The sequence below is a fragment of the Shewanella sp. T24-MNA-CIBAN-0130 genome, from assembly GCF_040310185.1.
In the GTDB taxonomy this organism is placed as follows: Bacteria; Pseudomonadota; Gammaproteobacteria; order Enterobacterales; family Shewanellaceae; genus Shewanella; species Shewanella psychromarinicola.
The window spans coordinates 1-16,625 of the sequence record NZ_JBEOPP010000014.1; the positions used below are offsets into that span (position 1 = coordinate 1).

The window sequence follows — 16,625 nt, forward strand, 5'->3', positions numbered from 1 at the left end:
TAACGTATAACAACATTAGCTCTAACGGTTGGGGTAACGCTGTCCACATAGGGCAATATTTTAAGCGCATTGGCATCGTCTGCCGTGAGCGACTTAACCCGTTCAGAGCGGCGATCTCCTCGCCCTGTGCCTGGTTTTATTTCAATGGTATTGGTGCCCATTGAGGCAATATTATCCAAAATAGATTGCTGCGAACCAGCACCTAACGCAACGACAGACACCACTGAAGCAATGCCAATAATAATGCCGAGCATCGTAAGAAACGTACGCAAACGATGATTGGACATTGCAATTAACGCCATTTTTAACGCTTCAAGGTATCGCGACCAGTTTATCTTCTTATCTGTTCGAGAAGATTGTCTGTCTGCGATTAACGAGCTCGTTTCTGCTGGGATACGTTTTTGGTTATCGGCAATGATTTCGCCGTCTTTTAGCTCGATGACGCGATCTGCAAACTCAGCAATATGCGGATCGTGTGTCACCAAAATAATGGTGTGACCGTCGCGATGCAGTTCTTGAATGAGCTTCATCATTTCTTCGCCGCTATTGCTATCAAGCGCGCCGGTGGGTTCATCGGCCAGAATAATATCGCCACCATTGATTAAAGCTCTGGCCACACTGACACGTTGTTGTTGGCCGCCACTTAGCTGACTTGGTTTATGATCTAAACGATCGCTTAACCCTAGACGAGTCAGTAGTTTTTTAGCTTTTTCGTGTCGAGTTTGCGGCCCCTCATTGGCATACAATGCCGGTACTTCTACATTGCCCTGCGCAGTTAAATCTCCCAAAAGATGATAGCGCTGAAAGATAAACCCAAAATATTCACGTCGCAGTGCGGCTAGTTCATTGTCATCCATACTGGATGTGTCCTGACCATTAATGAAATAACTGCCTGCACTGGGTTTATCCAGACAGCCAAGGATGTTCATTAATGTTGATTTACCGGAACCAGACGCGCCGATAATGGCAATCAATTCACCACGACAGATTTGCAGGCTAATGTTGTTAAGTACCGTCAGCTCCTGCTCTCCGGCGGTAAAAGAACGACTAACACCTTTAATATTTAATAGAACGTCAGCCATGGGTTATAACCTCTTTCCTTTACCAAGACCTGGTACACTTTGTCCGAGCATATTGCCCTTAGATAGGCCGGTCATCGAAATCGCGTCGTCATTAGCTGAAGTTTGACCAAGCATGATTTGATCACCTTCGTTAAGCCCTGAGAGGATTTGAGCGTAGACTTTATTATTAATGCCCACTTCAACATTGCGATATTCAATGTGGTTGTCTACTATCACTGGCACTTGATACGAAGCGCTTGGCCCCGTTTTTGTTATCAATATCTGTGATGGGACAAGCAACGTATCTTGCGCATTGGCTAAAATAATCGATACCTGCGCTGTCATGCCAAAGCGCAACAGGTTGTCTGGGTTTTCAACATCAAACAGAGCGTTGTAGTAAATCGCTTCATCATCGCCAATCATCAATGAGCTGTCGGCGCCGCTAAGCAAAGTTGGCCCTGGTTCAATGGTGCGTAATACACCACGGTACTTTTTCGCTGTCGCGCCCAAAATACTGAAATACACGTCTTGCCCAGCACTCACATTGATAATGTCAGCTTCAGATACTTGCGCTTTAATCGTCATTACGTCTAATTGCGCAAGCTCAATAATACTGGGGGTGCCTTGATTGTTATTAACGGTTTGCCCCTCTTCGACCGACACGTAAATCACGGTGCCATCAATAGGTGAACGAATAGTTGTGTAACCTAAATTGAGCTTGGCGTTATCGACACTGATGATTGCTTTGTCTTTTTCAGCACTGAGTTCATCAAGCTCAGCCAGATAAACCGCCAATATCGATTCTGCCGAATCAAAATCTGATACCGACGCAGCGCCATTAACCAGCATCTTCTTATTACGAGCATATTCAGACTGTGCGACTTTTATTTGAGCCTGCTTTGCCCGATATTGCGCATCAATACTTTGCAGTGATGCTTGGGCTTCTTTAAGGGCATTTTGTTGAGTTAAATTATCGATTTGAGCAATCAAGTCGCCCTGTTTTATATTTTGGCCTACGTTCACGTCCATTGTTTCGATTAACCCCGATACTTGAGCACCGACACTGACTAATTTAGACGGATAAAGCACGCCATTGGTAAGTACTACTTTTTCGATGTTGCCGCGTTTAACCACATCGGAGGTAAAGATAGGTTGGTCTTGTTGTGCTTGAGTGTACTTGTATCCTACAACGGCAACGATTGCGCCAAGAGTAAGAAGCAGCAAGGTGTTTTTAATGTTCTTTTTCATGTGGATCTCTTAATGTCTTTTTAGTGACTGAATCTGCGCTAACAATCTTGTAATAACGGCTTTGCGTTTACTTACTATCAATAACAGCAGAAGTCGTATTCAAAGTGGGTTTACACAATGGCAATGTTGACAGCGGATCCATGCTGTCATTATGTGGCTGTGCTTGTTCCGGATGAGATTCTTGCGGATGAGCTTGTGGTGAATGAGCCCGTTGCGGCGTTTGACAGTGTCGCTCAAAGCTCACAGTCAAAGAGTCTGAGTCCAGTATGAAGCCTTGCATGCTTTGTCGAAGCGATACTGCTGACACAGAGGCTGATACTGGGGCAGATACTGGGGCTGACACTGGGGCAGACGAATCGATATCTAAAAATTTGGATAGCGCATACAGATGAAAAGTATACACTTTTTGGCCAGGTCCTTTAGAACATGGCGGTGCATACTCGTTACGATCATTCACAGTATTACTGCCAAATGAACCAACAGATTGATTTTCTTTACTGCCAGAACCAATACCAGAAGCTTGCGCCGGAATATTGTAAACAATCCAATACCACTTGAGTTCCTCAGGCTGGTTTGGTTTAGGTGCCTGAGTGTCACCTTGAGGTGGAGTGCCTTTTTTATTGTCAGCCGAGTCAGGCTTTGATGTATTTTGTTCATTGTTGGTCGGGTGTTGATTAGGCATGTGGTCCATTATCACCACCAATGATTGGGTTCCGTTGGGTACTCCTTGCCAGCCTAATGGCGGTGAAACCCCCTCTCCTTCACAAGTGAATTCAGTTGGTAATGTACCATTATCGGTAAATGCAGGGCTGGTAAGTTCAAGTGACGCCTTGGCATTAGCGGCCGTTGCGGCTAGCAGCGTCAAAGATAAAATGGAGACAATAATGTAGGTTTTCATGGCCTAATATCCGTAGCGATTAAGTTAACGATTAATGAGTTAACTTAAGTGTATCGATTAGGCTTCGCTGATGGATGACAATGTTGTCATTTAACGATGGGTAACAACAGCCGCATAGTCACAACCTCACTATCACTGGGTTCAAGCGTAAGATCGCCCCCGTGTGCGCGAGCGATTTCTCTGGCTAAACTTAACCCCAAACCACTGCCAGATATCCCTTGAGTATGTGCAGGTTCTCCGCGGTAAAAACGATCAAAAAGTTTTACCCTGACGTCGTGAGGTATCGGAAGGCAAAAATTGCTAATCACGACTTCTATAGCAGACTCGTTTTGGCGAGCGTGAATAGTCACACCTTTGTGATGAAGGCTATAACGCATTACGTTTACGAGCAGGTTATTTAACAGCTGCTTCAGCAAGACAATATCGCCTTGGATGATTAAACCTTTCTCAATAACACAATCAAGCTCCAGTTCATCCGACAACAAGGTCATATCGGCGATCAACTCATCGACTAATTCAGTGATGTTTATCGGCTCAAAATGCAACGCCATAGAGCCAGAATCAGCCTGTGATAGCAGCAACAATTTACGGGTAATAGCTGACAAATGCCCCACTTCATCAAGAATGGCATTGAGATCTAATTGCGATGAATTTTCAGACAACACAGCTTGTTCAAGCTTGCCTCTTAGCACTGTGAGTGGCGTTTTTAGCTCATGGGCGGCATCAGCAGTAAAACGAGAAACTTGTCGAAAGCTGTCTTCTAGGCGATCGAGCATCGTATTGTATGCATCAATCAACATTTTGAACTCTTTGTCTTCTTTATGCTCAGGTAAGCGATGACTAAGATCTTTTTGGGTCACCTTATCCATTGCTTTGTGTAATCTATTTATTGGTCTAATCGTATTGGTTGCGATAAACCATGCCCCTAGAATACTGAGTAATAGAGAAAAAGGAATAACCACAATCAGCGCCGCCTGCAAGGTGCTCGTTAACTGGCTAGTGGTAGCGGCAACATCCACAGCGATAAAACTTTGTTGGTTTGAGGCTTGGAGTAAACTGGCTCGCCATTGGTTTTGCTGATGTTCAAAAAAGGCAAATTGACAAACAGCGTTGGCTTTATAGTTATCGGTTAACGCTAGTGGCTCAGCGCTCAGCCAATGTAAGCGACTTATAACATCTTGTACGTCAACACCCGTTGGCGCAGTTAAAAACCCTTGCTCCGCAGAACCTACCGAGAGCATTAATTGGTTCGGTGAACTAACTCGCAACTTGTCTGTTAAATCAGTCATTAACCGACTACCAGAAAGCGAAGTGTCGCGTAAATTATTTATATTGGCAGCGGGGTTATTTGTATCAGGCAGTGTACGTTTGGGTATTAAGCGTTTTGCTTCCATACAAAGGCGAGAATCAAGGTTAGTCAATTCTACAGTCATAATACGCGACCAACTTAAGCTGATAACCAGCGCAAGCACAGCTGTCACGGTTAAAATTGATATGGCAAAAATACGAGTACGAAAATACATATTAAAACCTTATCGAATGCTCAGGCGATAGCCTGTGCCGCGGACCGACTCAATGGCACCGACCATTTTACCCGCCTTCTCTAATGAAGCCATTTTATTGCGGATGCGTTTAATACACACATCAACAACATTGGTACACGGATCAAAATCGTATCCCCAAACATGCTCCAACAGCTGTCCTCGGGTTAATACTTGGTTAGGCGAACGCATTAAGTGTTCAAGCAAGCTAAATTCGCGACTAGTGAGTTCGACTGATTGCCCCTGACAATTAATGCTTCGATTAATGCAATCAAGTTGTAATGCGCCTACCTCAACGACATGCTGTTGTGTGCCGCCATGTCGTCGAAGCAAGGCTTGAATGCGAGCATGCAACTCTTCAACATAAAACGGTTTTGCTAAGTAATCATCAGCGCCCATGTCTAACCCTTGAACGCGGTCACCCAATTCATTACGTGCAGTAAGCAGAATAATAGGCGTATCGACACCTTGTTGACGCAGCGAACGAAGAATATCCAGCCCATCGCGGCCCGGAAGCATAATGTCGAGAATAATAACATCATAGGTATTATTGCTTGCCGCCTGATAACCTTGATTGCCATCGGCACAATGAGTGACCTTGAGATTTTTGGCGCGCAAACCTTCACAGATAAAATCTGCAATTTTTTGTTCATCTTCGACAAGCAATACTTTCATTGAGTTCTATCCTTGGGAAACACTTAAAAGTATCTCACCTGACGCATCGCACCCGCAACCTATATGACAACATTGTCATTTAAGGGATTAAGTCTGGTCATACAAGAAAAATTAAAGTCAGCCCTATTCAGGGTTTTCTTTTAGGTGCCAAAACAAACTCAATAAAAATTATAAGTATTAGTAGATGAATTTGTTGATTGATTTTAATTTGACTGCAAAAGCAGAAAAATACTTTCTACCCGTAAAATGGGTCGCCTATTGACTGGCAAAAATCTCTTATGTTTTAGGTTTAAAATGCGTAAAAATATACAGCTAAAAATAACGGAATATATAAAACACACCCAACACCAGCAGCAATGCGCATTTTGTTTTTACCCATGAGCTCTGTTGCATAAGCTAATTTAGGTGACCAAAAAATTGCAAAAATAGACCACAAGACACCAATTATTAACCACACTTGCCAAAACATTGGATTTAAATAAATCTGATCGTTTATATAACCATAAAAAGCAAATAATCCAATCGACATGAAAATTGCATTCGCAGACTCTTCTATTTTGACACTTAACTTACTATCGTCTGAGCCTTTAATATAGCCAAGAACCTTAAATGGAAATGGTAAAACTAAAATAACAACAAGTAACCAAAATGATATTTGCCAGAACATGACGATTAATTCTCTTTAAACCTAACGTTTTAGTATTTATGCGTTGTGCTGTTTGCATGGCATAAACCACTTGTTGGACTTGGCCGATGCCGAGTCCAGATTAATTGGTACGCTTTATGCTGTAGGAATTTGCTTTTTTGATGCTGGCTCTGGGCTGCAGAGCCGTTTTGAACTGATTATTTGGCTTGAATTGTACATGTTTCATTGAAATTCCCTTGTCATTGTGGTGTTCCATCACATCTTTTTTAAGTTTAGCTGATTCAATGAGGATAATATACTCGATTGAGCCAGCATTTGGCTCCGCGCATCGGCTTAGTTCAACAGCATATTAGCTGGGTTCCCGATAAATATCCTAAGAAGTTCACCAAAATCAACATCAAGCACCGATTGCCAATAATGTCAGCCAACAGTACAAAAAAGCACATCTCAGCGTAACCGCTTTGAGTTAATTGTCGCCTATTAACGATGACAGTAACGAGACTAACAGACACGTACATATCAGTTGCCAGAAGCTTAAGCATCAGTTTCACATGACAGATAAAACAGTCTCAAGATGACATTTTATCGCTAATCATCTCAAAAATAGCTGCAACTGTAATGATTACATGTAAAACCTTTTATTTTTAAAAACAAAAAAATAAACTTCATACCATCAATTATTAACCATTAAAAACATAGAGTTATACTTTAAGTGCTGATTTAGATCTTGTTTAGCAACATCAGCTTTATGTGATGCTGGTCAAATCAATGCTTGATAGTTAGAGCTCTAATCATTAGTATCGTTATCAATTAAGCGTACAATTAACAAACCTTAAGACCAATGATCCCCTATATAGCAAGACCTGTATTGAAAAACGACAGACAACAACAGCTGATTAATGCCACGTTAGTATCTGTCGAACACCATAGATTACCAAACACCACACGTAATCGCATTAGCGGATTGACGGCAATGTTATCAGGGATAGTCAACCACTATTTCGGTAGCAAACAAGGGATAATCCAAGCCAGCCAAAAATTTGTTTCAGATAAATTGATGCAAGCATTACTGACAACAACGTCATGCAAAAACGTCCCCCTTGTAACAAGGCTTTCAAAGAGTGTGGCAGCTAACCTTACCGAGATACAAGGTTCAAATACCACGACTAAAAATTACGTAAACTTCTGGTCTCAGGCGATAAACGCCTCTAGGCTAGCAAGCTTGCACAATATTAATAGTCAGCAGTTATACGCCCATCGGTTTTTTTCAGTTAACCCATCATGGCCAACATTAGCTGCCGTCAATGCGACTAAGCAAATCGCCGTCATTGCTGGTTTTTGGTTGTCCCGTTCGCTCAACATCAAGCCTTTTACATCATCTGGTGTTATCGATTCTAAAGCGGCTATAGCGAGGCCAGATTGGCAGTATCACCACCTACTTGCGGTAATGCACTATGATGGTAAAAATGCTTTTCTCAGGCATGGTTTCCAAGCACATATTGGCCACAATAAGCCCAAAAACTGTCCGACTGCGACAGTAGTATCAAATGATACTCAGGCTGCGCCTCAAATCCAGTTCAATTATTTATCACACCAAAACCACATTGAAGGCTTTAGCGCGCAGGTGCACTTAATCCGTGAATTTGTCAATCAAATGAGTGTAGATCAATACCGTTGTGAACCCATTCAAGCTAACTTATCAGCTCAAACGAATGAAGAGATTGAACGTTTTGTCACAAGCGCGGTTGAACGAGCTGACCAGCCGACTTGCTCGTGCAAAATGAGCGAAGATAACATGATGATTGTCCATTCAGAAACCAAAGTTCATGGCATTAATCGCTTACATGTCGTTGATCTGTCTATTTCCCCGACAATCCCTAATGGCCATTTGAGCTCACCGACCATCATGGTCGCCGAGCAAGGCGCCGAATTTGTTTTAGGTGCACAACCACAGCCCCCGCCACAGTTTGGCCAACGTTACCGTTGCCAACCCATCACAACGATTACAAGCGCTTAAATGATCGCTTAACTAACCACAAATTAGTCTATGGGTATCAATAATACACATCGACAATGGGTCGATGGCCAACCGATGTTTTTATAAATGGCCAATGTAGCCAAGTTCAATCTATCAGGGTTTAACTATCGTCTTCACGATACTTAAGGCTTGAGGGCATATTCGCCTTTAAAAATTGTTCTATGGTATGAGAAAAAGACAACAAGGAGCCCACATTTTGTTTATAAATACTATTTACCCAGGAGTTAAGTAATGACTACCTGGTTATCAATAGGCATTTTATTTACTTTTTCCGCTATAGCATTTGTGATTTATCGTTGGGGTAACATGCGGTGCATTGGTGTCACACCCGTGCATAAATTTACCTTTATTGCCATTTTGTTCACCTCGGGACTTGATGTTGGCTTAATCATGTTTCCATTAACCGAATTTGCCGGTTATGCTGATTTAGCCGCCAGTCCTGAATATGGATTTAGCAATCCATTGGCAATTGAGTTTGGTTTTTGGTCCTATTTAATTTGGGCTTTTTACTTTTTAACCAGTTTCTACTTCTGTGTTATTGAACCAAGAGTACAGTTTTTTAAAATTCCGCTGATTAAATTTATTAATAACCTAGTAATTATTGGTACGTGTGCCTTTACCGCTTATTTATTATTGACCAATTTACCCTGGTATTTACCGCAATTAGGTGATGGTGAAAGCATTGTCAGTAGCTTTTACCTTATCGTGTTTATGGTGATTGCCGCCGCAGTGTATTCAAGCACCAGTATTCGCTATGTACGTTATCTCAGTTTAGCCAGTACTTGGTTATTCTTTGGTTTAATCGCCCTGATGTGGTCTGGTGCATTTTTAGCAGACGACTCAAGTGTGGGTGAATTCTTTACTACCTTTGCATTAATCGGTAATTACTTTAGCAATATCAATCGTTTTGTTTTACCCATCAATGATTACCATGAGTTTTACCTATTATGGTGGTTTGCGTGGAGCATTATGATTGGTCAATTTACCGCCCGTTTTGTCGGCGGCATGAAAACCTATCAAGTTTTGTTCGCCATGATGGTGTTCCCTTCTATTCCAATCGCAATTTGGTTCACCGTACTGTACTACTACAGCGCAAACGGCATTGATACATCAGGTTTCTATAATCTGGCCATGGTGATCGTTGGCATCACGTTTGTGATTAATTCACTCGATTCGCTAGTGCGTTTATACACAGACAACTTAAATATAACGGTTGAACGTTTTGGTAAAGTCCCTTATATGATCGGGAATGTGGTATTGCTGAGTGGTTTAACCTTGTTGTTTAAACTTGAATTTCTTCAAATACAATGGGTTGGCGCGTTATCTATTGGCCTGATCTTAGGTTGCTTTGGTTTTATCTTAATATCGCATTACCACAACGTGGGTAAAATTGAACACTCTCCAAAAGAAAATAAAATTGATTTCACTAAATTTGCATTAGCAAACTAAACCAATATTTATGTTCTAAGGAATAGTAATGAACAGGACAATAAAAAAGTTTGCCCTATTGATCTTATTTGCTCTACCAACTTCAGTCACTGCAGGAGAGTTAAGCGCCACGATTAATGCAACGTCTGACTATACCTTTAATGGTGTTAGCTAAACGGATAATGACCCGGCATTACAAGCCAGCCTAGACCATGCAGCAAATGACGCTTGGTACTTGGGTGCTTGGGCATCTAATGTTGACTTTGGTAGTGCTGATAACACTTAGTTAGAACTTGATTTTTATGCAGGTAAGTATGCTGAGTTAACTGATAAACTCTCTGTCGATGCGGGTATCGCATATTACACTTACCCTGGTGATAATGCCTCTGATGAGTATGACTACCCAGAGATATACACCAATTTACGATTACCTAAGGAGGCGCAAAATATTGATTTGTATTAATTGATATTTTGGCCAAATGAAGCCAAATCGAAGAAACATAATACTCGGTACACATGCACCTGAGACCGTCGAAAACAGGGACGTTTTCGCAGATCCCCCATGGATGGGTTTACGGCGGATCTTAGGTGTATGTGTACTTAAGGTCACTCTTTCACATCCATGTGATTGCGACATTCCGTTCATCCTGAACATTCCTGCGGCAGGCAATTGATAACATTGAATTAACGCTCTAAAGCAAACTACCAAACATGAAATAGGGTCTGCATTACTCGGACGAAAGTCCAACGACCCGTAAACTTTGGCGCATTAATCAGTTACCTGCCTAGCTGAGAAAGGTCAGATTTAACGATGAAATGAGTAACGCCACTTGTTCGGCTTGGTACAGATAAAAGTAACAATGTTAACCTGGATGAATCAGAGTGATAAAACGGATAATATCTGCCGGCGACTAAAGCCGGATAAAGTACGGTATCGCCACCAAGATAACCCCCATTATCAGTAAGCTGGTGACACTGGCAACAAAATACGGAAACACACATAACGCCATTCCAATACATAAGGGAACAATCGCTCTTTGACGTTTTCCATAGACAAAATACCCCATGCCAATGGCGCCAAATAGCACACTCCACATGATCATTGCTGCACTGCCCATCTGTTTGCCTCTTATCTATTGCCTAGCTATTGCCTACCTATAATGAATAGATTGGCTAATTTGTTGGATTATTTTGAGCTTTGGATTTGATCCAGTCAATCAGCTAGTCAGATCTTAATGTTAATAGGCTTCCAACTAATGCAAATAATGCAATTAATGCAATTAATGCAATTAATGCAATTAATGCACTAAGGCCCATCCGCCTTTTACTATAAGACTCCAGCGTCTAAGAACCCTAATGTCATCACAAACAAGCTTGGTAAACTGACCGCGATTCAAATCAACATCAAGCACTGATTGCCAATAATGCTAGCCAACAGTACAAAAAAGCACACCTCAGCGTAACCGCTTTGGGTTAATTGTCGCCTATTAACGATGACAGTAACGAGACTAACAGACATGTACAGATCAATCGCCAGAAGCTTAATCATCAGTTTTACATGACAGATAAAACAGTTTCAAGATGACATTTTATCGCTAATCATCTCAAAAATAGCTGCAACTGTAATGATTACATGTAAAACCTTTTTATTTTTAACAACAAAATATCAACTTCATATTATCAACTATTAATCATTAAAAACGTAGACTTAAACTTTAAATGCTGATTTAAATCTTGTTTAGCAACATCTGTTTTATGATCTAGATCAAATAAACGCTTGATACTTAGAGCTCTAATCATTAGTATACTTATTAATTGAGCGTTCAATTAACAATTGTTAATACGGATAACGGACCCATTTTATGTCAAGACCTATAATGAAAAACGTCAGACAACAACAGCTGATAGATGCCACGTTAATGTCTGTCGAACAACATGGGTTACAGAACACGACGATTAATACTATTAGTGGATTAGCCGGAATGTCATCTGGGATCATCAGCCACTATTTTGGTGGAAAACAAGGGTTAATAGAAGCCACGCTAAAATTTCTGTTAGATGAATTGAAGCAAGCATTACTGGCCAGAACATCAGGCAAAACGTTAACCCCGATAGATCGGCTTTCAATGATTGTGGAAGCTAACTTTACTGAATTACAACGTTCAGGCGGCGCGACAAAAACATGGTTAAGCTTCTGGTCCCAAGCGATGCACGATCCTGGACTCGCAAGGTTACAAAACATTAATAGTCAGCGGTTATACAGCAATCTGCTTTTTTCGTATAAACAACTGTTACCTAACATTGAAGCGGTCAATGCCGCTAAGCAAACTGCGGCAGTGATTGATGGTTTTTGGTTACGCAGTGCGCTGAGTGCCACCCCAATTGAAGATTTTAAACAAGCCCAAATTTTATCTAAAGCCTTTATAAAGGCTCTGATCGTGCACAACGGAGTAAATTGATGTCATCTAGAGTTATTTATCAAAATTATATTCATGGAAAATACCAGTCAAATGGCACTGGTGAAACATTTGAAGTAACAAATCCTGCTACAGGGGAAGTCAGCTATTTAGTTGAGGTGGCAACTGAGTCTGTGCAACAAGCCGCCATAGACAGCGCTAAAGTCGGTTTTGCGATTTGGTCGGCAATGGCCCCAATTGAACGTAGCCGCATTTTACTAAAAGCCGTTGCCCTACTTCGTGAACAAAATGATGAACTTGCCGCAGGTGAAGTACTCGATACTGGTAAACCATGGCAAGAAGCCTCAGTAGTCGATGTCGTTACTGGTGCCGACTCTATCGAGTTCTTTGCAGGTCTCGCCCCCAGTATTGAAGGTAATCAGCAACCTGTCGGCGCAGATTTTTATTACACTCGCCGTGAGCCATTAGGCATTTGTGCCGGTATTGGCGCATGGAACTACCCACTACAGATAGCTTGTTGGAAAGCCGCCCCTGCACTTGCTTGCGGTAATGTGATGATTTTTAAGCCTTCAGAAGAAACCCCTCGCGGCGCAATGCGTTTAGCTGAAATCTTCACTCAAGCTGGCGTGCCGGATGGCGTATTTAACGTTGTTCAAGGTGACGGTAGCGTCGGTGAATGGCTAACCACGAGTAAAGATATCGCTAAAGTATCTTTTACTGGCGAAGTGGGAACCGGTAAAAAGGTCATGGCAGCCGCCGCTGGCTCACTAAAATACGTGACCATGGAGCTGGGCGGTAAGTCGCCATTGATTATCTTTAACGATGCCGACGTTGAAAATGCAGTATCAGCTGCGATGTTAGCTAATTTTTATACTCAAGGCGAAGTCTGTACTAATGGTACTCGAGTCTTTGTGCAGCAAGATATTTATCCGCAATTTATTCAACGCTTAAAAGAACGTACTGAGCAGAACATTATTTGCGGCGATCCAATGGACCCTAACACTAATTTCGGGGCATTGATCTCACGCGACCATCAACAAAAAGTACTTGACTACATTGATATCGGTAAAAAAGAAGGTGCTACCTTATTAACCGGTGGAACAGCATTACAGCCTGACAATGCCCCTAATGGTTTCTTTGTTGCCCCGACTATCTTTACTGATTGTACCGATAACATGACCTTGTCTAAAGAAGAAGTGTTTGGGCCGGTAATGTCGGTATTAACCTTTACTGATGAAGACGAAGTGATCCGTCGAGCTAATAGCACTCATTTAGGTTTAGCGGCTGGCGTGTTTACTCAAGACATAACCCGTGCTCACAGAGTGATCCACCAAATCCAAGCAGGCATTTGTTGGATTAATGCCTATGGCGCCTCCCCTGCAGAAATGCCTGTTGGTGGTTATAAAATGTCGGGGGTTGGCCGTGAAAATGGCGCTGAAACATTAAAGGCATACACCCAAATCAAAGCTGTTTACGTGGGTATGCAGTCACTTGAAAGCCCATTTTAAGGAGTGACTAAACTAATGACTCATCAATATGATTATATTATTGTCGGCGCCGGTAGCGCAGGTTGTGTATTGGCTAACCGCTTAACTGAGAACCCAGACAATAAAGTATTAATTCTTGAAACCGGTGGTAGTGACAAGAGCATTTTTATTCAAATGCCAACGGCGCTATCTATCCCAATGAATACTAAAAAGTATGCCTGGCAGTTTGAAACCGAAGCCGAACCGTATTTAGATAATCGTCGCATGCATTGCCCTCGCGGCAAAGTATTAGGCGGTTCATCATCGATTAATGGCATGGTTTACGTGCGTGGTCATGCTCGCGATTTTGACGAGTGGCAACAAAAAGGTGCAAAAGACTGGGATTATGCTCATTGCCTACCTTACTTTAAAAAAGCCGAAACATGGTCTTTTGGTGGTAATGAATATCGTGGTGATAAAGGCCCATTAGCGGTTAATAACGGCAATGAAATGAAAAACCCTTTATATCAAGCTTTTGTTGATGCAGGTGTCGATGCCGGCTATTTAGCAACCGATGATTACAATGCCAGTCAGCAAGAAGGTTTTGGTCCAATGCACATGACGGTTAAAAACGGCGTGCGTTGGTCTACGGCAAATGCCTACCTTCGCCCTGCAATGAAACGCCCTAATTTAACCGTGGTAACTCATGCTTTAGTGCACAAGGTTATCATGCAAGGTAAAACAGCTATCGGCGTTCGTTACGAGTGTAAAGGTCAGTTGATTGATATTAACTGCAATAAAGAAGTGGTGTTATCGGCCGGTTCAATTGGGTCGCCACATATTTTGCAGTTATCGGGTATTGGCGACGCCAGCACATTAGCTAGCGCAGGCATTGAGCAAGTACATCAATTACCCGGTGTTGGCCAGAATCTGCAGGATCACTTAGAGTTTTACTTTCAATTTAAGTGCTTAAAACCCATTTCGCTTAATGGCAAAATTGATCCATTAAACAAACTGTTTATTGGTGCTCGTTGGATTTTAGATAAGTCAGGTTTAGGCGCAACTAACCATTTTGAATCTTGTGGCTTTATCCGTTCAAAAGCTGGCTTAGAGTGGCCAGATTTACAGTATCACTTCTTACCTGCTGCAATGCGCTATGACGGTAAAGAAGCTTTTGCGGGCCATGGTTTCCAAGTTCACATTGGTCACAATAAACCCAAAAGCCGTGGGACTGTCACTGTGGCATCAAATGATCCCAAGGTTGCTCCACAAATTCAGTTCAATTATTTATCACACCAAGATGATATTGAAGCTTTTAGAGCTTGTGTTCGCTTAACCCGTGAAATCATCAATCAACCAGGTTTAGATGAGTATCGTGGTGAAGAAATCCAACCAAGCTTAGCGGTGCAAACCGATGAAGAAATTGATCGTTTTGTTAGAAGCTCAGTAGAAAGCGCATATCACCCTTCTTGCACATGCAAAATGGGCGAAGATGATATGGCTGTTGTCGATTCAGAAACTAAAGTTCACGGTATTAATGGTTTACGAGTGGTTGACTCGTCAATTTTTCCGACCATTCCTAATGGTAATTTGAACTCGCCGACCATCATGGTCGCCGAGCGCGCTGCCGATATTATTTTAGGTAACGAGCCGCTCGCGCCAAGTTTGTCAAACGTGACCATTGCCAAACAGTGGCAAACATCACAACGATTACAAGCCCCCAAACGTCAAGTTGATTAACACTAATTAGTCGATGTGTATTCATTAATACACATCGACAACGGGTTGATGGCCAACCTACATTTTTGTAAATGGCCTATTTAGCTAAGTTCAATCTATCAGGGTTTAACTATCGTCAACACGATACTTAAGGCTTGAGGGTTTTTGCCTTTAAAAATTGTTCTATGGCATAAGAAAACATACAACAAGGAGCCAACATTATGTTCGCACACACCCTTTATTCAGGAGTCAAATAATGACTACCTGGTTATCAATAGGTATTTTATTTACGTTTATCGCTATCGCATTTGTGATTTATCGTTGGGGTAACATGCAGTGCGTTGGCGTCACACCAGTGCGTAAGTTTACTTTTATTGCCATTTTGTTCACATCTGGACTTGATGTGGGTTTAATCATGTTTCCGTTAACTGAATTTGCCGGATATGCAGATTTAGCCGCCAGTCCTGAATATGGATTTAGTAATCCGTTAGCGATTGAGTTTGGTTTTTGGGCCTGCTTAATTTGGGCATTTTATTTTCTAACGTGCTTCTACTTCTGTGTTATTGAACCAAGAGTAAAGTATTTTGAAATTCCATTAATTAAATTTATTAATAACATTGTCATTATTGGCACTTGTGCCTTTACCGCTTACTTATTATTAACCAACTTACCCTGGTATTTGCCGCAATTAGGGGATGGTGAAACGATTGTTGGCAGCTTCTACTTAATAGTATTGATGGTCATTGCCGCCGCAGTGTATTCAAGCACCAGTATTCGCTATGTTCGTTATCTCAGTTTAGGCAGTACATGGTTGTTCCTAGGTTTGATTGCCATTATGTGGTGTGGTGCATTTTTATCAGACGACTCAAGTGTGGGTGAGTTCTTTACCACATTTGCATTACTCGGTGACTACTTCGGTAATATCCATAACTTTGTGCTACCGATAAACGATTACCATGAATTTTACCTGTTCTGGTGGTTTGCGTGGAGCATTATGATTGGTCAATTTACCGCACGTTTTGTTGGTGGAATGAAAACTTATCAAGTGTTAATCGCTATGATGGTGTTCCCTTCAATTCCAATTGCCATTTGGTTCACGGTACTTTACTACTACAGCGCAAACGGCATTGACACGTCAGGTTTCTATAATCTTGCGATGGTGATTGTTGGCGTAACGTTTGTGATTAACTCACTCGATTCACTGGTACGTTTATACACTGACAACTTAAACCTAACGGTTGAACGTTTTGGTAAAATACCTTATATCGTCGGTAATGTTGTCGTACTGAGTGGTTTAACCTTGCTATTTAAATTGGATTTCCTACAAATTCAGTTGGTCGGCGCACTGGCTATTGGCTTGATATTAAGTTGTTTCGTATACATATTAAAATCACACTACCGTAATGTGGGAGATATTGAACGCTCTCCAAAAGAAAATAAAATCGATTTCACTAAAATCGAATTAGCAGACTAAACAAATAATAATAA

Annotated in this window: 13 protein-coding genes and 1 pseudogene; 7 read left to right on the top strand and 7 right to left on the bottom strand. The window is 41.6% G+C overall.

Annotated elements, in window-relative coordinates; translation table 11 throughout:
- The 6 genes from AAEZ02_RS08050 to AAEZ02_RS08075 form a co-directional block, all read right to left on the bottom strand.
- Window positions 1–1,082 (bottom strand): ATP-binding cassette domain-containing protein (locus AAEZ02_RS08050; RefSeq protein ID WP_351122720.1); only part of this gene is annotated, 1,082 nt, incomplete at its 3' end.
- 3 nt (window positions 1,083–1,085) lie between these two features.
- On the bottom strand, window positions 1,086–2,309 hold the full coding sequence (locus tag AAEZ02_RS08055) for an efflux RND transporter periplasmic adaptor subunit (RefSeq protein ID WP_124011466.1): 1,224 nt from the start codon (window positions 2,307–2,309) through the stop codon (window positions 1,086–1,088).
- A 67-nt stretch (window positions 2,310–2,376) separates the two neighbouring features.
- Entirely contained in the window at window positions 2,377–3,207 is an 831-nt protein-coding gene (locus tag AAEZ02_RS08060) for a YbhB/YbcL family Raf kinase inhibitor-like protein (RefSeq protein WP_124011467.1), read from the bottom strand.
- An 86-nt stretch (window positions 3,208–3,293) separates the two neighbouring features.
- Window positions 3,294–4,730 carry an ATP-binding protein gene (locus tag AAEZ02_RS08065; protein ID WP_124011468.1) on the bottom strand — a complete coding sequence of 479 codons (1,437 nt, stop codon included), beginning with the start codon at window positions 4,728–4,730 and terminating at the stop codon, window positions 3,294–3,296.
- Between the two features lie 9 nt (window positions 4,731–4,739).
- Window positions 4,740–5,423, bottom strand: coding sequence for a response regulator transcription factor (locus AAEZ02_RS08070; protein ID WP_351076914.1), 684 nt, complete (start codon window positions 5,421–5,423; stop codon window positions 4,740–4,742).
- Window positions 5,424–5,712: 289 nt separating this feature from the next.
- Window positions 5,713–6,090 carry a hypothetical protein gene (locus AAEZ02_RS08075; RefSeq protein WP_164839483.1) on the bottom strand — a complete coding sequence of 126 codons (378 nt, stop codon included), beginning with the start codon at window positions 6,088–6,090 and terminating at the stop codon, window positions 5,713–5,715.
- A gap of 847 nt (window positions 6,091–6,937) precedes the next feature.
- On the opposite strand from AAEZ02_RS08075, the gene AAEZ02_RS08080 reads away from it, so the two are divergent.
- The 3 genes and pseudogenes from AAEZ02_RS08080 to AAEZ02_RS08090 all read left to right on the top strand — a co-directional run.
- Window positions 6,938–8,086 carry a GMC oxidoreductase gene (locus AAEZ02_RS08080; protein ID WP_233768530.1) on the top strand — a complete coding sequence of 383 codons (1,149 nt, stop codon included), beginning with the start codon at window positions 6,938–6,940 and terminating at the stop codon, window positions 8,084–8,086.
- A gap of 252 nt (window positions 8,087–8,338) precedes the next feature.
- Window positions 8,339–9,556 (top strand): BCCT family transporter, encoded by a 1,218-nt coding sequence (locus tag AAEZ02_RS08085; RefSeq protein ID WP_124011472.1) that lies wholly within the window; start codon window positions 8,339–8,341, stop codon window positions 9,554–9,556.
- A gap of 28 nt (window positions 9,557–9,584) precedes the next feature.
- Window positions 9,585–9,959, top strand: a pseudogene (locus AAEZ02_RS08090) (TorF family putative porin); the annotation flags it as partial.
- 487 nt (window positions 9,960–10,446) lie between these two features.
- Here the strand turns inward: AAEZ02_RS08090 and AAEZ02_RS08095 are convergent.
- Window positions 10,447–10,653, bottom strand: a complete 207-nt coding sequence (locus AAEZ02_RS08095; RefSeq protein WP_124011473.1) for a hypothetical protein — start codon at window positions 10,651–10,653, stop codon at window positions 10,447–10,449.
- A gap of 744 nt (window positions 10,654–11,397) precedes the next feature.
- On the opposite strand from AAEZ02_RS08095, the gene betI reads away from it, so the two are divergent.
- The 4 genes from betI (at window position 11,398) to AAEZ02_RS08115 (ending at window position 16,611) form a co-directional block, all read left to right on the top strand.
- Window positions 11,398–11,994 (top strand): transcriptional regulator BetI, encoded by a 597-nt coding sequence (gene betI / locus AAEZ02_RS08100; RefSeq protein WP_101031630.1) that lies wholly within the window; start codon window positions 11,398–11,400, stop codon window positions 11,992–11,994.
- Window positions 11,994–13,460, top strand: a complete 1,467-nt coding sequence (gene betB, locus AAEZ02_RS08105) for a betaine-aldehyde dehydrogenase (protein ID WP_124011474.1) — start codon at window positions 11,994–11,996, stop codon at window positions 13,458–13,460. The genes betI and betB overlap by 1 nt, the downstream gene beginning before the upstream one ends.
- A gap of 15 nt (window positions 13,461–13,475) precedes the next feature.
- A complete protein-coding gene (betA, locus tag AAEZ02_RS08110; RefSeq protein WP_124011475.1) occupies window positions 13,476–15,158 on the top strand; it encodes a choline dehydrogenase in 1,683 nt (560 codons plus the stop codon).
- A gap of 235 nt (window positions 15,159–15,393) precedes the next feature.
- On the top strand, window positions 15,394–16,611 hold the full coding sequence (locus AAEZ02_RS08115; RefSeq protein ID WP_101031636.1) for a BCCT family transporter: 1,218 nt from the start codon (window positions 15,394–15,396) through the stop codon (window positions 16,609–16,611).
- Window positions 16,612–16,625: the final 14 nt, after the last annotated feature.

Excerpts from the sequence above, each read along its gene's own strand:
- AAEZ02_RS08055 (WP_124011466.1), bottom strand. The coding sequence starts at position 2,309 with ATGAAAAAGAACATTAAAAACACCTTGCTGCTTCTTACTCTTGGCGCA.
- AAEZ02_RS08060 (WP_124011467.1), bottom strand. The coding sequence starts at position 3,207 with ATGAAAACCTACATTATTGTCTCCATTTTATCTTTGACGCTGCTAGCC.
- AAEZ02_RS08065 (WP_124011468.1), bottom strand. The coding sequence starts at position 4,730 with ATGTATTTTCGTACTCGTATTTTTGCCATATCAATTTTAACCGTGACA.
- AAEZ02_RS08070 (WP_351076914.1), bottom strand. The coding sequence starts at position 5,423 with ATGAAAGTATTGCTTGTCGAAGATGAACAAAAAATTGCAGATTTTATC.
- AAEZ02_RS08075 (WP_164839483.1), bottom strand. The coding sequence starts at position 6,090 with ATGTTCTGGCAAATATCATTTTGGTTACTTGTTGTTATTTTAGTTTTA.
- AAEZ02_RS08085 (WP_124011472.1), top strand. The coding sequence starts at position 8,339 with ATGACTACCTGGTTATCAATAGGCATTTTATTTACTTTTTCCGCTATA.
- AAEZ02_RS08095 (WP_124011473.1), bottom strand. The coding sequence starts at position 10,653 with ATGGGCAGTGCAGCAATGATCATGTGGAGTGTGCTATTTGGCGCCATT.
- betI (WP_101031630.1), top strand. The coding sequence starts at position 11,398 with ATGTCAAGACCTATAATGAAAAACGTCAGACAACAACAGCTGATAGAT.
- betB (WP_124011474.1), top strand. The coding sequence starts at position 11,994 with ATGTCATCTAGAGTTATTTATCAAAATTATATTCATGGAAAATACCAG.
- betA (WP_124011475.1), top strand. The coding sequence starts at position 13,476 with ATGACTCATCAATATGATTATATTATTGTCGGCGCCGGTAGCGCAGGT.
- AAEZ02_RS08115 (WP_101031636.1), top strand. The coding sequence starts at position 15,394 with ATGACTACCTGGTTATCAATAGGTATTTTATTTACGTTTATCGCTATC.